Here is a 13,392-nt window from a genome sequence, read left to right as displayed (position 1 = left end):
CTGCTGCTGTGGCGCTCGGCGTTCGCGTCAAGTGAACTTCAGCGCCCTGAAGGACCACCTCATCCTCGCCGCTGCCTCCGCTGCCGTTCTCGGTATCGGGGGCACGACGCTGGCGAACAAGGTGGATATCGCTCGCCATGACGAGCGCATCGTTCGCATCGAGAAGCTCGACGAGAGCATGGACACACTGACGAAGGAACTGGCGGTCACCCGCGAGACCCTCGCGCGTGTCGAAGCACGACAGGAGGCCCACCCATGAGCCGCGCATCAGCCGATCTGGTCGACGCACTGCACGGCCTCGTGGCCCAGACGCTCACCGACGAGATCAAGAAGGCCAAGGAGAGCGACGAGGGCATCAGTCCCCAGCTGATTTCGCAGGCCCTGAAGTTCCTCAAGGACAACGGCATCGACGCCCCGGCGGCGTCCGCCCGCGTCGACACCCTGGCTAACGAGCTCCGCGATCTGGACCTAGACCAGACCGCTCTCGAGCTCCGCCACTAGAGCAGCCCTCACAGCCCCGTCAGAGCCCCCCGGAACACTTCCGGTAACCTGAGTGCTCCAGAAGCCTCACAATGCTCTGACGGGGCTCCTGCTGCCATTCTGACCCCATTCCCGAGGAGACCCTGTGTCCTCCAAAGAAATCCTTCAGGGCTCGTTCCTGAAGTTCATCTGGTACGTCTGGACCCGCGTCCTGTTCCTGCCACAGCCCACAAGGGTTCAGCTGGATATCGCGAGGTTCCTGTCGGAGGGCGGCAAGCGCCGCTTCATTCAGGCGTTCCGGGGCGTCGGCAAGACGTTCCTCACCGCCGCCTATGTCGTATGGCGACTGTGGCGCGACCCCAACAAGCGCGTGCTCATCGTGTCGGCCAACGAGGCCTTCGCGACCGAGATCGCGACCTTCATCAAACAGATCATCGAGCACGAGGCGGGAGACGGCCTGTGGGACGAGCTCCGCCCCAAGCAGGGCCAGCGACAGTCCGTGCTCGCCTTCGACGTGGGACCGGCCAAGGCCGACAAGTCCCCGTCGGTGAAAGCGGTCGGTATCACCGGCCAGCTGACCGGCTCGCGCGCCGACATCATCATCTCCGACGACGTCGAGGTGGTGAAGAACTCCGAGACGGAGGGAATGCGCGAGAAGCTCAAGCGCCAGATCGGTGAGTACGCCGCGCTCCTGAAGCCGGGTGACTCCGAGATCATCTTCCTCGGGACCCCCCAGAGCGAACAGTCGGTGTACCGCGACCTCCCTGAGAAGGGCTACGAGGTCCGCATCTGGCCTGCTCGGTATCCTCTGGTGGAGAAGCTGGCCAACTACGGGGGCTTCCTCGCTCCCATGCTCCTGGCCGACATCCTCGCCAAGCCCGAACTACAAAAAGCGCAGGGCAGCACCCTCGGCGGAGCCCCGACGGACGACGCTCGGTTCAACGAGATCGACCTGATGGAGCGCGAGGTGGAGTATCGGGCCGCTGGCTACATGCTCCAGTTCATGCTCGACACGACCCTGTCGGATGCCGAGAGATACCCGCTGAAGCTCCGCAACCTGATCTGCATGGACGTGGACGCAAAGATCGCCCCCGCCCGTGTCGTCTGGACCTCCTCGCCCGATCTGGCGTGGAAGGACATCGACAACATCGGCTTCGACGGCGACCGCCTCTACCGGCCTATGACGGTCTCCTCGGAGTACCTGCCGTATGGCGGCTCGGTCATGCACATCGACCCCTCGGGTCGAGGCAAGGACGAGACCACCTACGTCGTGACCAAGTTCCTCCACGGCTTCATCTATGTGAGGCGGTGGGGCGGGTTCCGTGACGGGTACGGCGAGGCAACCCTCCAGAGGCTGGCGGAGATCAGCAAGGAGGAAGAGGTCAACCTGATCGTCACCGAGGCCAACTTCGGCGACGGCATGTTCGGCAAGCTCCTCGAGCCCTACCTCTCCAAGGTGGGCCGTCCCGTCGTCATCGAAGACGAGCGGTCGGTCGGCCAGAAGGAGATGAGGATCATCGACACCCTGGCACCCGTCCTTGCCCAGCACCGGCTGGTCATCGACACCACGGTCGTCCGAGCAGACCTCAAGTCCGAAGCGGTACGCTCGGGGCTCTATCAGCTGACCCACATGACCACCGCCCGTGGCGCTCTGAAGCACGATGACCGTGTCGACGTGCTCGCGATGGCTGTGAAGCACTGGGTCGAGTACATGAGCCTCGACGCCCGCAAGGCCGAAAGGGACATCATCAAGAAGAAGGAGCGGGAGTGGGAGGCATCGTTCTTCTCTTCCCACTTCGTCGGTCAGTCCCAGCGGCAGTCTTCGGTGAGCCAAAGGAGAGGCCGAGGGAGACCTGTGAGGCGTTGATGGAGAGGGGGAGAAGGAGAACACTCCCTCCCCTCTCCTACGACCTACCTGAGGACCTCAATCGGGATTCCTGAGGGACACTATAGGTACACTATAGATATGTGACCGGGGGATAGGGGCCCTCCGAGAGTGAGGGTTAATTGGCACCCGTTGGGTCCCGATTGATTTTGCTACAAAATTCCGAAGCACCATACGCACCCACGACCGCACGCGGGCTCCCCCCTTGGGGGCACCCTGCCACAAGCCGCCTACCCCCGCAGGGCACCTCCTATGGGCCGCAAGGGGGCGTATGGGCTCGAGCCCTATCGCCCTGATCTGGCACGATTGGTTGGCACACTTGCACGCAAAGCCGCTGATTGCCTCGCTTGTGATGGTGCAGGGCACACCATGTCACGGCAGGAGGGCCGGAGGAGAGCCGCAGGGCCTCGCCTGTCCTGATTGGTTCGCGCGTCCTTCCGCTATGCCCTGCTTTGTTTCATCCGCCGGTCATCCTTCGATCATCCATCGGCACACTGGCGGCACACTGGCGGCACACCATCGGCGCAGCCTCGCGCGCGGGTGTCTGTTATCTCCTGGCTATCGACTGAGGACCGGAGGATTGCGCCCTGCATTTTTTTTCATCCCGCAAGGCGGCAGAAGTCCTAGCCTTTTGAAAAAAGTTTGCCCTGATTGTGCGTTTTTTGGAATTGTGGGGTTTACAGAACGATTGGAATGCTGTCTAAGCCAATCACCGGCAGCGAGACACTGACCGGCACGGCCACCCTGACCCGGCCAAGCATAGAGGGACAGGCGGCGCTCCGGCGCTCCGCTTCAGACGAGACTGGCGGAGTATTCGGGGGTCGTGATTGGTGCGGACTGATCCCGCATCCCGGCCAATGGTTCGATCCCGGCGGCACGAAACCACAAGCGGGATGATAGCACCCGCCGGTTTCCTAAGGCGTCCATCGGGGCGCTTTCGGAAACTGAAGGAGAACCATCATGCTCACCGCAGAATACTACACCGGCGGCAAGGCTGGCCCGATCCTAGTCACCTACTGGCTTGAGAACGGGCAGCGGACGCGCCGCGACGAATACCCTGTCAGCGGCAAGCGGGAAGCCCGCAAGTTGGCTGCGCACTACAACGCCAAGCCTTGGAATTTCTGATTGTTCCGTTTGATTGATTGAAAGGATAACCGCCATGTTCCAGACGTTCACCGAAAACACCGCTGCCGTCGATCTCGCAGCCCTCCGCCGCGCACCGGGCGTCATCCTGTATGAGGGCCCTAGCAAGCTGGACGGCAAGCCGATTGTCGTCATCGCCTCAGGGCTGGCCAAGGCAAGCCGCAACGCCAAGACCGGCGCAATGGTCCAGACGTATATCCTTCGCGCCGACATGAACCCTATCGAGGCAGTGCGCTCGGGGGATGACGCCAGCATCTGCGGAACCTGCCCGCATCGCGGCGATGGGACGGGCAAGGGTCGGTCCTGCTACGTCACTTTGATCCACGGGCCTAGCACGGTCTGGAAAGCGTTTCAGCGCGGCGTGTATCCCAAGGTTGACGCGTTCACCGCCGCTGCCCTGTTCGAGGGCCGTATGGTGCGCCTCGGGACCTACGGGGACCCTGCCGCCGCTCCCTATGCCCTCTGGAAAGTCGTCACTAAGCGCGCCGCAGGATGGACGGGCTATACTCATCAGTGGCGCTCGATTGACCGCCAGTGGTCGGGGCTGGTCATGGCGTCGGCTGATAGCCTTGCCGATATGGCTGAGGCCCACAGTTCCGGTTACCGCACCTTTCGGGTTACCGCTGAGGCAGGCGAGAACGTCAAGGGCCTTGAGGTGATCTGCCCTGCTTCGGAGGAAGCTGGAAAGAAGACCGATTGCGCCTCGTGCCGCGCTTGCATGGGGACGTCGGGCAAGGCCCGCGCGTCCGTCCAGATCGCCGCCCACGGCTCCGCCGGTAAGGCGAATTTCGCCCGCAACGCCGCCTGATAGTTCCAGTAAGGAGACTGTTCCATGTTCCAAGTTTATGTCGATGGCCGCTCCTTCGGGAGCCGCCTGCCGGAGATCGTCGCCGAGGCGCTGGCTGAGGACGTCTCGGAGAAACAGCCGCACGCAATCGTCACCATCCGCCGGGTGAAGGGGTCCTAAGCCATGTACAGCCTGACAGATCGCAACGCCGTTGATGCTCTGCGCGCCAAAGCGACGCACCTCGCTGGTTTCCGGCCCTCCAATCTCCAGCGCGACCGCGTCGTCGTCCGCTACGAAGTACGTGAGCACGCTTGGGGCGAGAACGGCTTGCCTATTCGATGGGGTGTCTGGCCCGTCTGGGCCTACGCCGACCGGCCCGACCTCGGCGCGTCTTTTGGCGGTCCCTTTGTTCCCCTGTCTGACCTCGGAGCCTGACCCATGTCCTACAAGACCGCCTACCAGCACGCCCTCGACGCCGGAGCGAGCCGCGAAGAGATCGAAGCGGAGATCACCCGCACCCTTCGCCACCCTTCGAATGTCCGACGGGCCCAAGCCGCCGCCCTGCAGATGCACCCTTGGAACAACCGCAAGGACGATTGGGTCCGCCTCGCCGCTGCCCTCGCTTGAAAGGAACCCTGACCATGTACGGCACCTATCTCCGCTTGAACCTCCACGTCTCCGCCACGCCCCGCGAGGTGATCCGCCAGACCCTTTCGGTCATCCATCCGGCCCACCGTCGCGGTCCTGAGAAGCGGGATGCGCGGCACCGGCTCTACAGCCAGATGCTCACCTATCACCGCAAGGCGCGGGAGACGTTCTTTGCGGTCGCCGGGGCGGCGTGCGCCGCTGAATACCTCGACACGTACGGTGACCCGAAGTGACCCTCGGCCACTACCTCGCAACCCTCGGCACCCTGACGATAACCTCGGGGTGCCTCCTCTTCATCACCGTCGAAATCCGAAAGAACCGCGCCGCGATCCTGCGGGCGCTGAAAGGAGCCTGATTATGTCCAAGCCTGTCGCAAAGAGCCTCCACACCGTCACCGTCATCGTTCAGGTCGCCCGCCAGTTTCAGAAGGGCGGCTTTGGACGGGGCGAGGCATTGGCCAACGCCCTCGAAACGCTCGGCCTCGCTGGCCGGGACGATCCCTACGGCCTCGCCGCCGCCGCCCTCAAGCAGCTGGAGGCCTGACCCATGTCCTACAAGAAACGCATCGCGCTCTCCAAAGCCAATCTCGACATCGAGATGCGAAACGTCGTCCGCAAAGTGTCCCACCGGCCCCGCGCGGAGATCATCCAGATCGTCCGTGAGCGCACCGGAGCGGCGATTGACGAAGATTACCTGACGCAGCTGCTCGCCGAAAAGGAGGCCTGACCCATGACCGCACCTATGAAAATCCTCGTCGCCTGCGAGTTCTCAGGCATCGTGCGCCGCGCCTTCGACCGCCTCGGCCATGATGCGTGGTCCTGCGATCTCCGCCCCGCTGAGGATCGGAGCAACCGCCACATAACCGGGGACGTCCGCGACGTCCTCACATGGGGCTGGGACATGCTCATCGTGGCCCACCCGCCCTGCACCCGCCTGTGCAACAGCGGCGTGCGCTGGCTCATGGAGCCGCCTACCAAGCTGAACCCGGCGCACTACCCTGACGCCGACGTCGAGGCCTACAAGGGCTGGGATCGTGACGAGCGGCTGGCCTACATGTGGCGGGCCCTCAGCGATGGCGCTGACCTGTTCTCGGACCTCTGGAACGCGCCTGTCGCCCGCATCGCGGTTGAGAACCCGGTCATGCACCAATATGCCAAGGCCCGCATCCGGGGCTATGAGGAGTTCGCGCAGTCGGTGCAGCCTTGGGAGTATGGCGATTGGGAGACCAAGCGCACCTGCCTGTGGCTCAAGGGGCTCGAGCCCCTGCAGCCCACCTACCGCACGCTCGACGAGGCCCGCGCCGGTCTCGGCCTACCCGCCGACGCGAAGCCGAAGGATCGGGTACACAAGATGGGGCCAGGAGCAGACCGGGACAAAGAGCGCAGCCGGTTCTTCGACGGGATTGCCGACGCAATGGCCCTGCAGTGGGGCGGTGTGGCTGACATGGCGCTTGCGGCATGACGCGGTGCTCCTGCGGCAATCCCGCGAAGCCCGGTAGGTCGATGTGTCAGTCCTGCGCTTACACCGTGAAGCGTCAGCAGTTCGCCGAGGCCTACGGCGCGGGAGACGCCAACGTCGGCCGGATCACCGGCCAGTACCCGAACGCCCCTGCGTTCGAGCCGATTGACCTACCAGCCCTCTTCCCCGCGCTTCAGGTCTCTGACCTTTCGTAGCGCCTCGTCCTTGGGCATCTCGGCCAGCGTGATCATCCCGCGAGCGAAGCCCGCCCGGTAAGCTGCCCAGACCAGCAGCGCCCCGAGCGCCCAAGGCAACACCCCATCAATCCACTCAAGCATTCCGTCGGTCTCCTTCAGGGGCCCCGCGATAGCCGAACAATGATGAAAGGAGAACTACCGTGTTTCCCGGAGCCTTCGTCGTCCTTCAGGGCCCCAAGCGAGCCCGAGCGGCACAGCAAGCGGCCATACAGGCATATCACTTCGAACAGCTGCAACGGCAGTTCCTCGCCACCACTTGCGAGGGCGGGCGATACACCTCCGACTATCTCGCGGCTAACTACATCGCCGACCCGGCCAAGCACGGCTTCATCTGGGACGCCGCGCCTGCCTACTGGATAAGGTGCCGTGGGAAGCACTGCGATATCCTCATGGCTGACCCGCCGGAGGACCACGGGACAGCCTTTTGGCTCGACCGGGCGCAGATAGAGGAGATTTTTGGGACCGATCCCGGTAAACTGGCCCCGAACGCCGTTGCCCGTATGAAGGCGTTTGCGATGAACTGTTGGTAGTTTGTTAACCAATTGTTGACTCGTTTGGCCCTACGAGCCAAGGGCAACACAGGTGCTGAAAACACCGCAAGCTAGGGCGTGAGCCCGACCGACCTTGGGTCGGGAGTCGGCGTAATAGAAGACTGCCTTCGGGCGGGAATAAACCGGCATGTAAGCTTGCATGTTTTCAGCTCCCGGCGACCCGGTGGGACGGGTATATGGGGCAATAGAGAACGAGGGGCGTCCAGACCACCTCGCGGATCACCGCAACCACTTTCCGCGAGGGAGGAATACGTTGATCAAATATTCAAACCAGCGAATGGCACGCTGACCCCAGCCCTGAGGGTCGCTGCGCCCCGCTAAGAGCGAAATCGCCACCGAGTCGCGCTCCTGCCCAGCTGAGGCTGGCAGGCTACCTCAGAACACCACGACGATAGGCAAGATTAGACCGTGGAGCGGCGTGAATGACCACGACCGTCGATCCGAGCTTTCCTACACGTTCCTGTTTTGTTCTAAAGGCGTCCTCCGGCTAATCGGAGGGGCAGACGCCGAGGATTCTTCAAATGATACTGATTGATAAAATTGACCTTTCCGTTTCCACCAATTTCCCGCTAGAGGGACTGTGCGGACAGCGGAACGAACAGGGAGACAACGACAATGCTGGATATCAGCGAAATGCGCTTCCCCTTCGAGCCTGTCCTGACCAACGAGAAGGACCAGCCCATGAAAGATACACCCACACCGCCGAAGAGTGGCTCGACCGCGAAGACGACGCAGGGCTCTCTGAAGCGGCTGCAGCAACGCGCAGGCGACGTCGCGAACTTATCGAGCGCTGTCTCGCATCTCGCTGAGAAGATGCCCGCTCGGGCCACCCTCGGCCAGGTTCTGTTCTTCCTCGAAGCTGGCTTCCGGGAGGCGATGGGCCAGCAGGTCCTGTTTTCGGAGATCAGGGACTCGGCTGATCCGGAAATCGGCAAGACGTTCCACTCGACCTACGGCATCCTGCTGGAGCCCTCGCATCAGTTCCCGAAGGGGCTGGGCTGGCTGAAGCAGGGTGTCGACCCCACCAACAAGCGCCTCCGTCCCCTCTCGCTGACCGAAGAGGGCGAGCGGGTCCTCTACGAAGTCCTCCAAGCCGCAACAGGAAAGGCATGACATGAAGCTCAAGAAGAAGCCTTCGGGCGTCTACTTCATCGACCTTCGGGACGCGAAGGGCTCCGGCCCTCGCATCTCGCTGGATACCCGCGAGCCCTCCGAGGCCGCTGAACAGTTCCGTTTGTGGAAACTTGGGGTTCACCCTAAGCAGCTGCTTCCGGTACAGTCTACCCGCGCCGAGGCGAAGCCCAAGGCTGGTCAGATGCTCACGCTCGGGCAGGGGCTGGACCTGTGCCTCGACACCGTCTGGGCCAAGGTGAAGACCTACGACTCGATGAAGTCCCGCGCCAAGCAGCTGAAGGACGCCTTCGGGGACACTGCGGTCGACCAGATCGACCTCGAGTGGCTGGAGGAGCTCGTCTCGTACTACCGGACGCTGGGTAAGGCTGAGGGCACGATCAAGCGGCTTCTCGAAAGCGTGTCGAAGGTGCTCGTGATGGCCGCGAAGTGGAAGAACCCGGAGACGGGCGAGAAGTGGATCAAGGGGCGTCCCGAGTTCCCCAAGCTCTCCGTCCGGAACTTCCGCAACCGTGTGCTGCTCGACGCCGAGGAGCGCAAGGTCTTCGCCGCTATCGAAGCGCGACGTCAGAAGGAGCCCACGCGCCAGTGGTGGCGCTTCGCCAAGCTCGTCCGCTTCCTGATCGACACCGGCTTCCGTCTGAACGAGGCGCTGGGCATCGGTGAGCTCAACCTCGTACCCATGCGGATGGGCGACCGGGTCGTCCCCTTCGTCATGCTGGAGCACTTCACCACGAAGAGCGAGAAGCCCCGGATGGTCCCGCTGTCCGATGCTATCCAAGCTGACCTCCCTGCCCTTCGTGAGCAGGCAGTGAAGAACAAGTTCTTCCCGCTCCGGCCTGCGATGGCTTGGTACATGTGGAACCAGATCAGGGACGACCTCGGCGGGCAGATCGATGACATCACCCTGCACACGCTACGCCACACCTGTGCCACCCGCCTGATCAAGGGCAAGCCCGAGCACGGCATCCCCGGCATCGGCATCTACCGGCTTAAGGAATGGCTGGGCCACTCGGACATCAAGATCACCGCCGAGCGCTACGCCCACCTCGATCCCGAGGACCTGAGCGCAGGCCTCGCTGTCCTCAACACGAATGGTGGTGCGCCACAAATACGATCCGCTGAGATTGACAGTCCCACTAATGGAACTGTCCAGTATGTCGATACAAACCGTGCCGAAACTGGCACACTGTGCCATTAAAAAATGGCTGATTTCTGCGGATGTGATGGTGCGCCCGACAGGATTCGAACCTGTGGCCCCCAGATTAGGAATCTGATGCTCTATCCTGCTGAGCTACGGGCGCGCCGCCAAGCTGGTTAGGACGACAGCCTCGCGCGGTCAATTGCGCGCTTCGGGAGGAACGACCGGAAATGGCAATGGCGCGATGTCGACGCCCTCTTCGACGAGCGCGCGCGCCTGCTCGACGGTGGCCTGCCCGTGAATGCTGCGTTGCTCGGTTTCGCCCAGGTGCATTGCGCGCGCCTGATCCGTGAAATCCCGGCCAACCCACTGCGAGTTCTCGAGCGCTGTCGACTGCGCGCGCGCCAGCGCCTCCATCACCGCCTTCACCTGCTCGGGCGGATGCGCGGCGAGTTGCACGGTTTCGCGATCGCCGCCGCGATTCCCCTTGGCCGCGACATTGGGTGCCATGACGGCTTTGATCACCTCGCTGTCGCCGCACATCGGGCAGGCGATCAGTCGACGTCCACGCTGGTCCTCATAGTCCGCGCTCGACCCGAACCATGCCTCGAAGACGTGCCCGGCCGAAGCGCAGCGCAGGTCGAAGACGATCATAGCAGCCCCTCAGGCGCGGGAATCGCGCGCCGGTGCGCGAGCACCGGGATCCGCGCGCGGACATCGTCGAGCCGGGCGAGGTCGATATCGGCAAAGCCAAGCCCGGGCCCCTCATCCATGTCGAGCAGCACCTCGCCCCACGGATCAATGACGAGCGAATGGCCATAGGTCTCGCGTCCGTCCTCATGGGTGCCCGTCTGCGCAGCCGCGACGACGAAACACGCCGACTCGATCGCGCGTGCGCGCAGCAGCGTGTGCCAGTGCGCGCGCCCCGTCGGCACGGTAAAGGCCGCGGGCACCGTCAGTATCTTCGCGCCCGCATCCGAAAGCCGGCGGTAGAGTTCGGAAAAGCGCAGATCGTAGCAGACCGACAGTCCGATCGGCGCCCAGGGCGTGTTCACGACCACCGCGCGTTCGCCGGGCGCATAGGCGGCCGATTCGCGCCAGCTTTCGCCCGTCGGCAAATCAACGTCGAACAGGTGCATCTTGTCGTAATGCGCGCGCACGGCGCCGGTGCCGTCGATCACGAACCCGCGATTGACCAGGCGCCCGTCCTCGCGTTCGCCCTTCAGCGCGAGCGACCCGATATGCACCCACAGCCCCGTTTCGGCCGCGGCCGCGCGCACGGAGGCGAGCACGACATCCGCATCGCCTTCCCTGAGACTGCCCGCCGCACGCTCACGGTCACGATCGAGTAGGCCCGACATTTCGGGCGTGAACAGCATGTCCGCACCGCCAGCGCGCGCATCCCTGATCGCCGTGACGATCGTCGCCGCATTGCGCGCGGGATCGATCCCGCTCGTCATCTGCAAAACGGCTATGCGCATCGGACCTTTCCGATCAGACTTGCAGGAGCGGATCGAGCTTGCCCTCGCCCTCGAGCGCCGCAAGCTCGTCGGAGCCGCCGACATGGCGCCCATCGATGAAAATCTGCGGCACGGTGGTGCGGCCGTTGGCGCGCTGGATCATCTCGGCGCGCTTGGGCGCGTCCATCGTGATGTCATATTCCTCGAACGCGGCATCCTTGGATGCGAGCAGCGCCTTGGCGCGCGCGCAATAACCGCAAAACAATTTGGTGTAGATTTCGATCTTGGCCATTCTTCGGTGCTTTCCTTTCCCCCGAAGTGAGTTCGGCACCGGGCAAAGTCAATATTCGTCGTTCAGGACACGCGCCCAGCAGAGCACGATGACGCGTGCGGCCCCGGCGCGTTTGAGTACCGCTGCGCAGGCATTGGTCGTCGCGCCACTGGTATAGACGTCATCGACCAGCCAGACCGTCTTGCCTGTCAGGTCATGCCGTGCGCGGGGCCCGACCACGAAGGCGCCGCGTACTGCCTTCGCACGCGCGCCGGCGCCAAGGCCGCGCAGCACCGGGGTCGACCGCCGCCGGATCAGTATATCGAGCGACAGGCGGATGCCGCTGCGCCGCGACAATGCGCGAGCGATCAGCGCCGATTGGTTGTACCCGCGCCCCCACATCCGCCAGCGATGGAGCGGGACCGGGACGAGCATATCGTCGCCATGCGGATCGAGATACCGGTCGAGTTGGCTTGCCACCATCTCGGCAATCGCGGGGCGCGATCCGTATTTGAGCCGCAGGATCAGGCTCCGCGCGGTTGCGCCATAGGCCACGGCGGCGCGGACCCCGTCATGCGCGGGCCGTTCCGCGAGGCAGCGGCCGCACAACTGCCCCTCGCCCCCTGCCTCGCCGAGCGGAACATTGCATGCCGCACAGCCGGCCCCGGTCAGAAAATCGAGCGCCGTCCAGCACTCGAGACAAAAGTGCAGATCGCCTTCTACCACCACGCCGCATCCGGGACAGCGCGGCGGGAGCGCGAAACCCGCCATTGCACGCCATAGAAGCTGCCCCGCCCTCATACGCCCCTTGTCCAATGCAACACGAGGATGCACAAGCCGTGGCGTGCAATCACCCGAACTCTTCGACCGTGCTCTTCGCCGGCTTCGCCGCGACCGCGCCTGCCCCGATTTCGCCACGCATGATTTCCTGCGCGCGCACATGATCGAGGAGGTTCTCGACCGCCTCGACAGCGTGAAGCGCAGTTTCACGCGCGCGCTCGACCTTGGAGCGGCCGACGGCAGGCTGGGCGAAGCGCTGAAGGCGCGCGGCATCGCCGTCGTTTCGGCCGATGCCGGGAGCGCCTTCGCGCGGCGCGTTGGCGGGGTCCAGTGCGATGAGGATCGCCTGCCCTTTGCCGATGCGAGCTTCGACCTGATCGTCCAGGCCGGCGGGATCGAGGGCATCAACGACGTGCCCGGCGCGCTTGCGCTCGCAAGGCGTGCGCTTGTGCCCGACGGGCTCTATCTCGGCGCGTTTGCGGGAAATGGCAGCCTGTCCGCGCTCAAGGCGGCGATGCTCGCGGCCGACATGGCGGTGGGTGAGACGCTCCACGCACGCATCCATCCGCAGATCGATGTGCGCTCGGCCGGTGATCTCCTCGCCCGCGCGGGCTTCGCGCTGCCCGTGGCGGACACCGCGCGGCTCGTCGTGCGCTATCGCGACATTTTCGGGCTGTTTGGCGATTTGCGCGGCATGGGCGCGACCAATGTGCTGCGTGGCGAACGCACGCCGCTCACACGGCGCTGGCTTGCGGCCGCCAACGAGGCATTCAGCGCGCGTGCGGATGCCGATGGCAAAACCCCGGAGCAGTTCGAAATCGTCTGCATGACCGGCTGGGCGCCCGCGCCCGACCAGCCAAAGCCCGCGCGGCGCGGCAGCGCCACCACGTCGCTCGCCGCGGCGCTGAAGCCGAAGGGCTGACCTCAGACCAGCGCCTCGAGCAGCCCGATCAGCGGCCTGTCCGCGGGCGGCATGTCGAGCGCGTGGAGTTCGACGGGCCGCACCCATTTGAGTCCATCCGAATCCAGCGCCGCGGGGATGCCGTGCCATTTGCGGCATACATAGAGCAGCAGGATGAGATGGCGATCGCCAAGCGCCTCGCTCGCAAAACCCGCGGGAGCAAGACATGCGGCCTGCGTCTCGACCCCGAGTTCCTCGCGCAGCTCGCGGATGAGTGCGTGTTCGGGGGTTTCATCGGGCTCGACCTTGCCGCCCGGAAACTCCCACAGCCCCGCCATGCTGCGATGCTGGCTGCGCTGCTGCACAAGCACCCGCCCATCCCGATCGATGAGCGCAGCGGCGGTGACGAACAGAAAGTTCATGCGGGGCGGTCCTTCAAGTTACTAGCGATTTGTTAACACCTGTAACCGCATAAACCGGAATTCCAGGGAACAGGAAA

At 64.0% G+C, this 13,392-nt stretch carries 22 protein-coding genes and 1 tRNA gene; 16 read left to right on the top strand and 7 right to left on the bottom strand.

The features are described from left to right. Positions 1 to 31 precede the first annotated feature (31 nt). The 12 genes from AC3WJD_RS07790 to AC3WJD_RS07735 all read left to right on the top strand — a co-directional run bounded on the left by AC3WJD_RS07790 (position 32) and on the right by AC3WJD_RS07735 (position 6,404). Positions 32 to 259 carry a hypothetical protein gene (locus AC3WJD_RS07790; protein WP_492746028.1) on the top strand — a complete coding sequence of 76 codons (228 nt, stop codon included), beginning with the start codon at positions 32 to 34 and terminating at the stop codon, positions 257 to 259. Then, the gene (locus AC3WJD_RS07785) at positions 256 to 501 is read left to right on the top strand and encodes a hypothetical protein (protein ID WP_492746027.1); all 246 of its coding nucleotides are present in this window, start codon (positions 256 to 258) and stop codon (positions 499 to 501) included. Before AC3WJD_RS07790 ends, AC3WJD_RS07785 begins: the two co-directional genes overlap by 4 nt. 124 nt (positions 502 to 625) lie before the next feature. Further along, entirely contained in the window at positions 626 to 2,347 is a 1,722-nt protein-coding gene (terL, locus tag AC3WJD_RS07780) for a phage terminase large subunit (RefSeq protein ID WP_492746026.1), read from the top strand. A gap of 978 nt (positions 2,348 to 3,325) precedes the next feature. Continuing rightward, positions 3,326 to 3,490, top strand: a complete 165-nt coding sequence (locus AC3WJD_RS07775) for a hypothetical protein (RefSeq protein ID WP_492746025.1) — start codon at positions 3,326 to 3,328, stop codon at positions 3,488 to 3,490. Positions 3,491 to 3,524: 34 nt separating this feature from the next. Beyond that, positions 3,525 to 4,316 (top strand): hypothetical protein, encoded by a 792-nt coding sequence (locus AC3WJD_RS07770; protein ID WP_492746024.1) that lies wholly within the window; start codon positions 3,525 to 3,527, stop codon positions 4,314 to 4,316. A 24-nt stretch (positions 4,317 to 4,340) separates the two neighbouring features. Then, a complete protein-coding gene (locus tag AC3WJD_RS07765) occupies positions 4,341 to 4,475 on the top strand; it encodes a hypothetical protein (RefSeq protein WP_492746023.1) in 135 nt (44 codons plus the stop codon). 3 nt (positions 4,476 to 4,478) lie between these two features. After that, positions 4,479 to 4,730, top strand: coding sequence for a hypothetical protein (locus tag AC3WJD_RS07760; protein WP_492746022.1), 252 nt, complete (start codon positions 4,479 to 4,481; stop codon positions 4,728 to 4,730). Positions 4,731 to 4,733: 3 nt separating this feature from the next. Then, positions 4,734 to 4,922, top strand: a complete 189-nt coding sequence (locus AC3WJD_RS07755) for a hypothetical protein (RefSeq protein ID WP_492746021.1) — start codon at positions 4,734 to 4,736, stop codon at positions 4,920 to 4,922. Positions 4,923 to 4,936: 14 nt separating this feature from the next. Then, the gene (locus tag AC3WJD_RS07750; protein WP_492746020.1) at positions 4,937 to 5,176 is read left to right on the top strand and encodes a hypothetical protein; all 240 of its coding nucleotides are present in this window, start codon (positions 4,937 to 4,939) and stop codon (positions 5,174 to 5,176) included. A gap of 124 nt (positions 5,177 to 5,300) precedes the next feature. Continuing rightward, on the top strand, positions 5,301 to 5,486 hold the full coding sequence (locus AC3WJD_RS07745) for a hypothetical protein (RefSeq protein WP_492746019.1): 186 nt from the start codon (positions 5,301 to 5,303) through the stop codon (positions 5,484 to 5,486). A gap of 3 nt (positions 5,487 to 5,489) precedes the next feature. Next, on the top strand, positions 5,490 to 5,669 hold the full coding sequence (locus tag AC3WJD_RS07740; RefSeq protein ID WP_492746018.1) for a hypothetical protein: 180 nt from the start codon (positions 5,490 to 5,492) through the stop codon (positions 5,667 to 5,669). 3 nt (positions 5,670 to 5,672) lie between these two features. Further along, on the top strand, positions 5,673 to 6,404 hold the full coding sequence (locus AC3WJD_RS07735) for a hypothetical protein (protein WP_492746017.1): 732 nt from the start codon (positions 5,673 to 5,675) through the stop codon (positions 6,402 to 6,404). A 167-nt stretch (positions 6,405 to 6,571) separates the two neighbouring features. On the opposite strand, the gene AC3WJD_RS07730 is transcribed toward AC3WJD_RS07735, so the two are convergent. Then, complete coding sequence (locus tag AC3WJD_RS07730; RefSeq protein ID WP_492746016.1) at positions 6,572 to 6,739, bottom strand: hypothetical protein; 168 nt, start codon at positions 6,737 to 6,739, stop codon at positions 6,572 to 6,574. A 59-nt stretch (positions 6,740 to 6,798) separates the two neighbouring features. Between AC3WJD_RS07730 and AC3WJD_RS07725 the strand changes: the two genes are divergently transcribed. The 3 genes from AC3WJD_RS07725 (at position 6,799) to AC3WJD_RS07715 (ending at position 9,541) form a co-directional block, all read left to right on the top strand. Further along, positions 6,799 to 7,188, top strand: coding sequence for a hypothetical protein (locus tag AC3WJD_RS07725; protein ID WP_492746015.1), 390 nt, complete (start codon positions 6,799 to 6,801; stop codon positions 7,186 to 7,188). Between the two features lie 636 nt (positions 7,189 to 7,824). Beyond that, positions 7,825 to 8,322, top strand: a complete 498-nt coding sequence (locus tag AC3WJD_RS07720) for a hypothetical protein (RefSeq protein WP_492746014.1) — start codon at positions 7,825 to 7,827, stop codon at positions 8,320 to 8,322. Between the two features lies 1 nt (position 8,323). After that, positions 8,324 to 9,541 carry a tyrosine-type recombinase/integrase gene (locus tag AC3WJD_RS07715; protein ID WP_492746013.1) on the top strand — a complete coding sequence of 406 codons (1,218 nt, stop codon included), beginning with the start codon at positions 8,324 to 8,326 and terminating at the stop codon, positions 9,539 to 9,541. Between the two features lie 26 nt (positions 9,542 to 9,567). Here AC3WJD_RS07715 and AC3WJD_RS07710 read toward each other — a convergent pair. The 5 genes from AC3WJD_RS07710 to AC3WJD_RS07690 all read right to left on the bottom strand — a co-directional run bounded on the left by AC3WJD_RS07710 (position 9,568) and on the right by AC3WJD_RS07690 (position 11,941). Next, a tRNA-Arg gene (locus tag AC3WJD_RS07710) sits at positions 9,568 to 9,644 on the bottom strand. A 35-nt stretch (positions 9,645 to 9,679) separates the two neighbouring features. Next, the gene (locus AC3WJD_RS07705; protein WP_492746012.1) at positions 9,680 to 10,135 is read right to left on the bottom strand and encodes a DUF1178 family protein; all 456 of its coding nucleotides are present in this window, start codon (positions 10,133 to 10,135) and stop codon (positions 9,680 to 9,682) included. Continuing rightward, on the bottom strand, positions 10,132 to 10,962 hold the full coding sequence (locus AC3WJD_RS07700) for a carbon-nitrogen hydrolase family protein (RefSeq protein ID WP_492746011.1): 831 nt from the start codon (positions 10,960 to 10,962) through the stop codon (positions 10,132 to 10,134). Before AC3WJD_RS07700 ends, AC3WJD_RS07705 begins: the two co-directional genes overlap by 4 nt. A 13-nt stretch (positions 10,963 to 10,975) precedes the next feature. Further along, on the bottom strand, positions 10,976 to 11,233 hold the full coding sequence (gene grxC / locus AC3WJD_RS07695) for a glutaredoxin 3 (protein WP_492746010.1): 258 nt from the start codon (positions 11,231 to 11,233) through the stop codon (positions 10,976 to 10,978). A 48-nt stretch (positions 11,234 to 11,281) separates the two neighbouring features. Continuing rightward, positions 11,282 to 11,941, bottom strand: a complete 660-nt coding sequence (locus tag AC3WJD_RS07690) for a ComF family protein (RefSeq protein ID WP_492746009.1) — start codon at positions 11,939 to 11,941, stop codon at positions 11,282 to 11,284. Positions 11,942 to 12,056: 115 nt separating this feature from the next. Between AC3WJD_RS07690 and AC3WJD_RS07685 the strand changes: the two genes are divergently transcribed. Next, entirely contained in the window at positions 12,057 to 12,914 is an 858-nt protein-coding gene (locus AC3WJD_RS07685; RefSeq protein WP_492746008.1) for a methyltransferase domain-containing protein, read from the top strand. A gap of 2 nt (positions 12,915 to 12,916) precedes the next feature. On the opposite strand, the gene AC3WJD_RS07680 is transcribed toward AC3WJD_RS07685, so the two are convergent. Continuing rightward, positions 12,917 to 13,315, bottom strand: a complete 399-nt coding sequence (locus tag AC3WJD_RS07680) for a (deoxy)nucleoside triphosphate pyrophosphohydrolase (RefSeq protein ID WP_492746007.1) — start codon at positions 13,313 to 13,315, stop codon at positions 12,917 to 12,919. Positions 13,316 to 13,392 lie beyond the last annotated feature (77 nt).

It is taken from the genome of Sphingobium sp. FW306-1B-F04DB, assembly GCF_058781925.1.
Note: the sequence above shows the minus strand (reverse complement) of the source record. Positions and strands in the feature narration are given on the sequence as shown.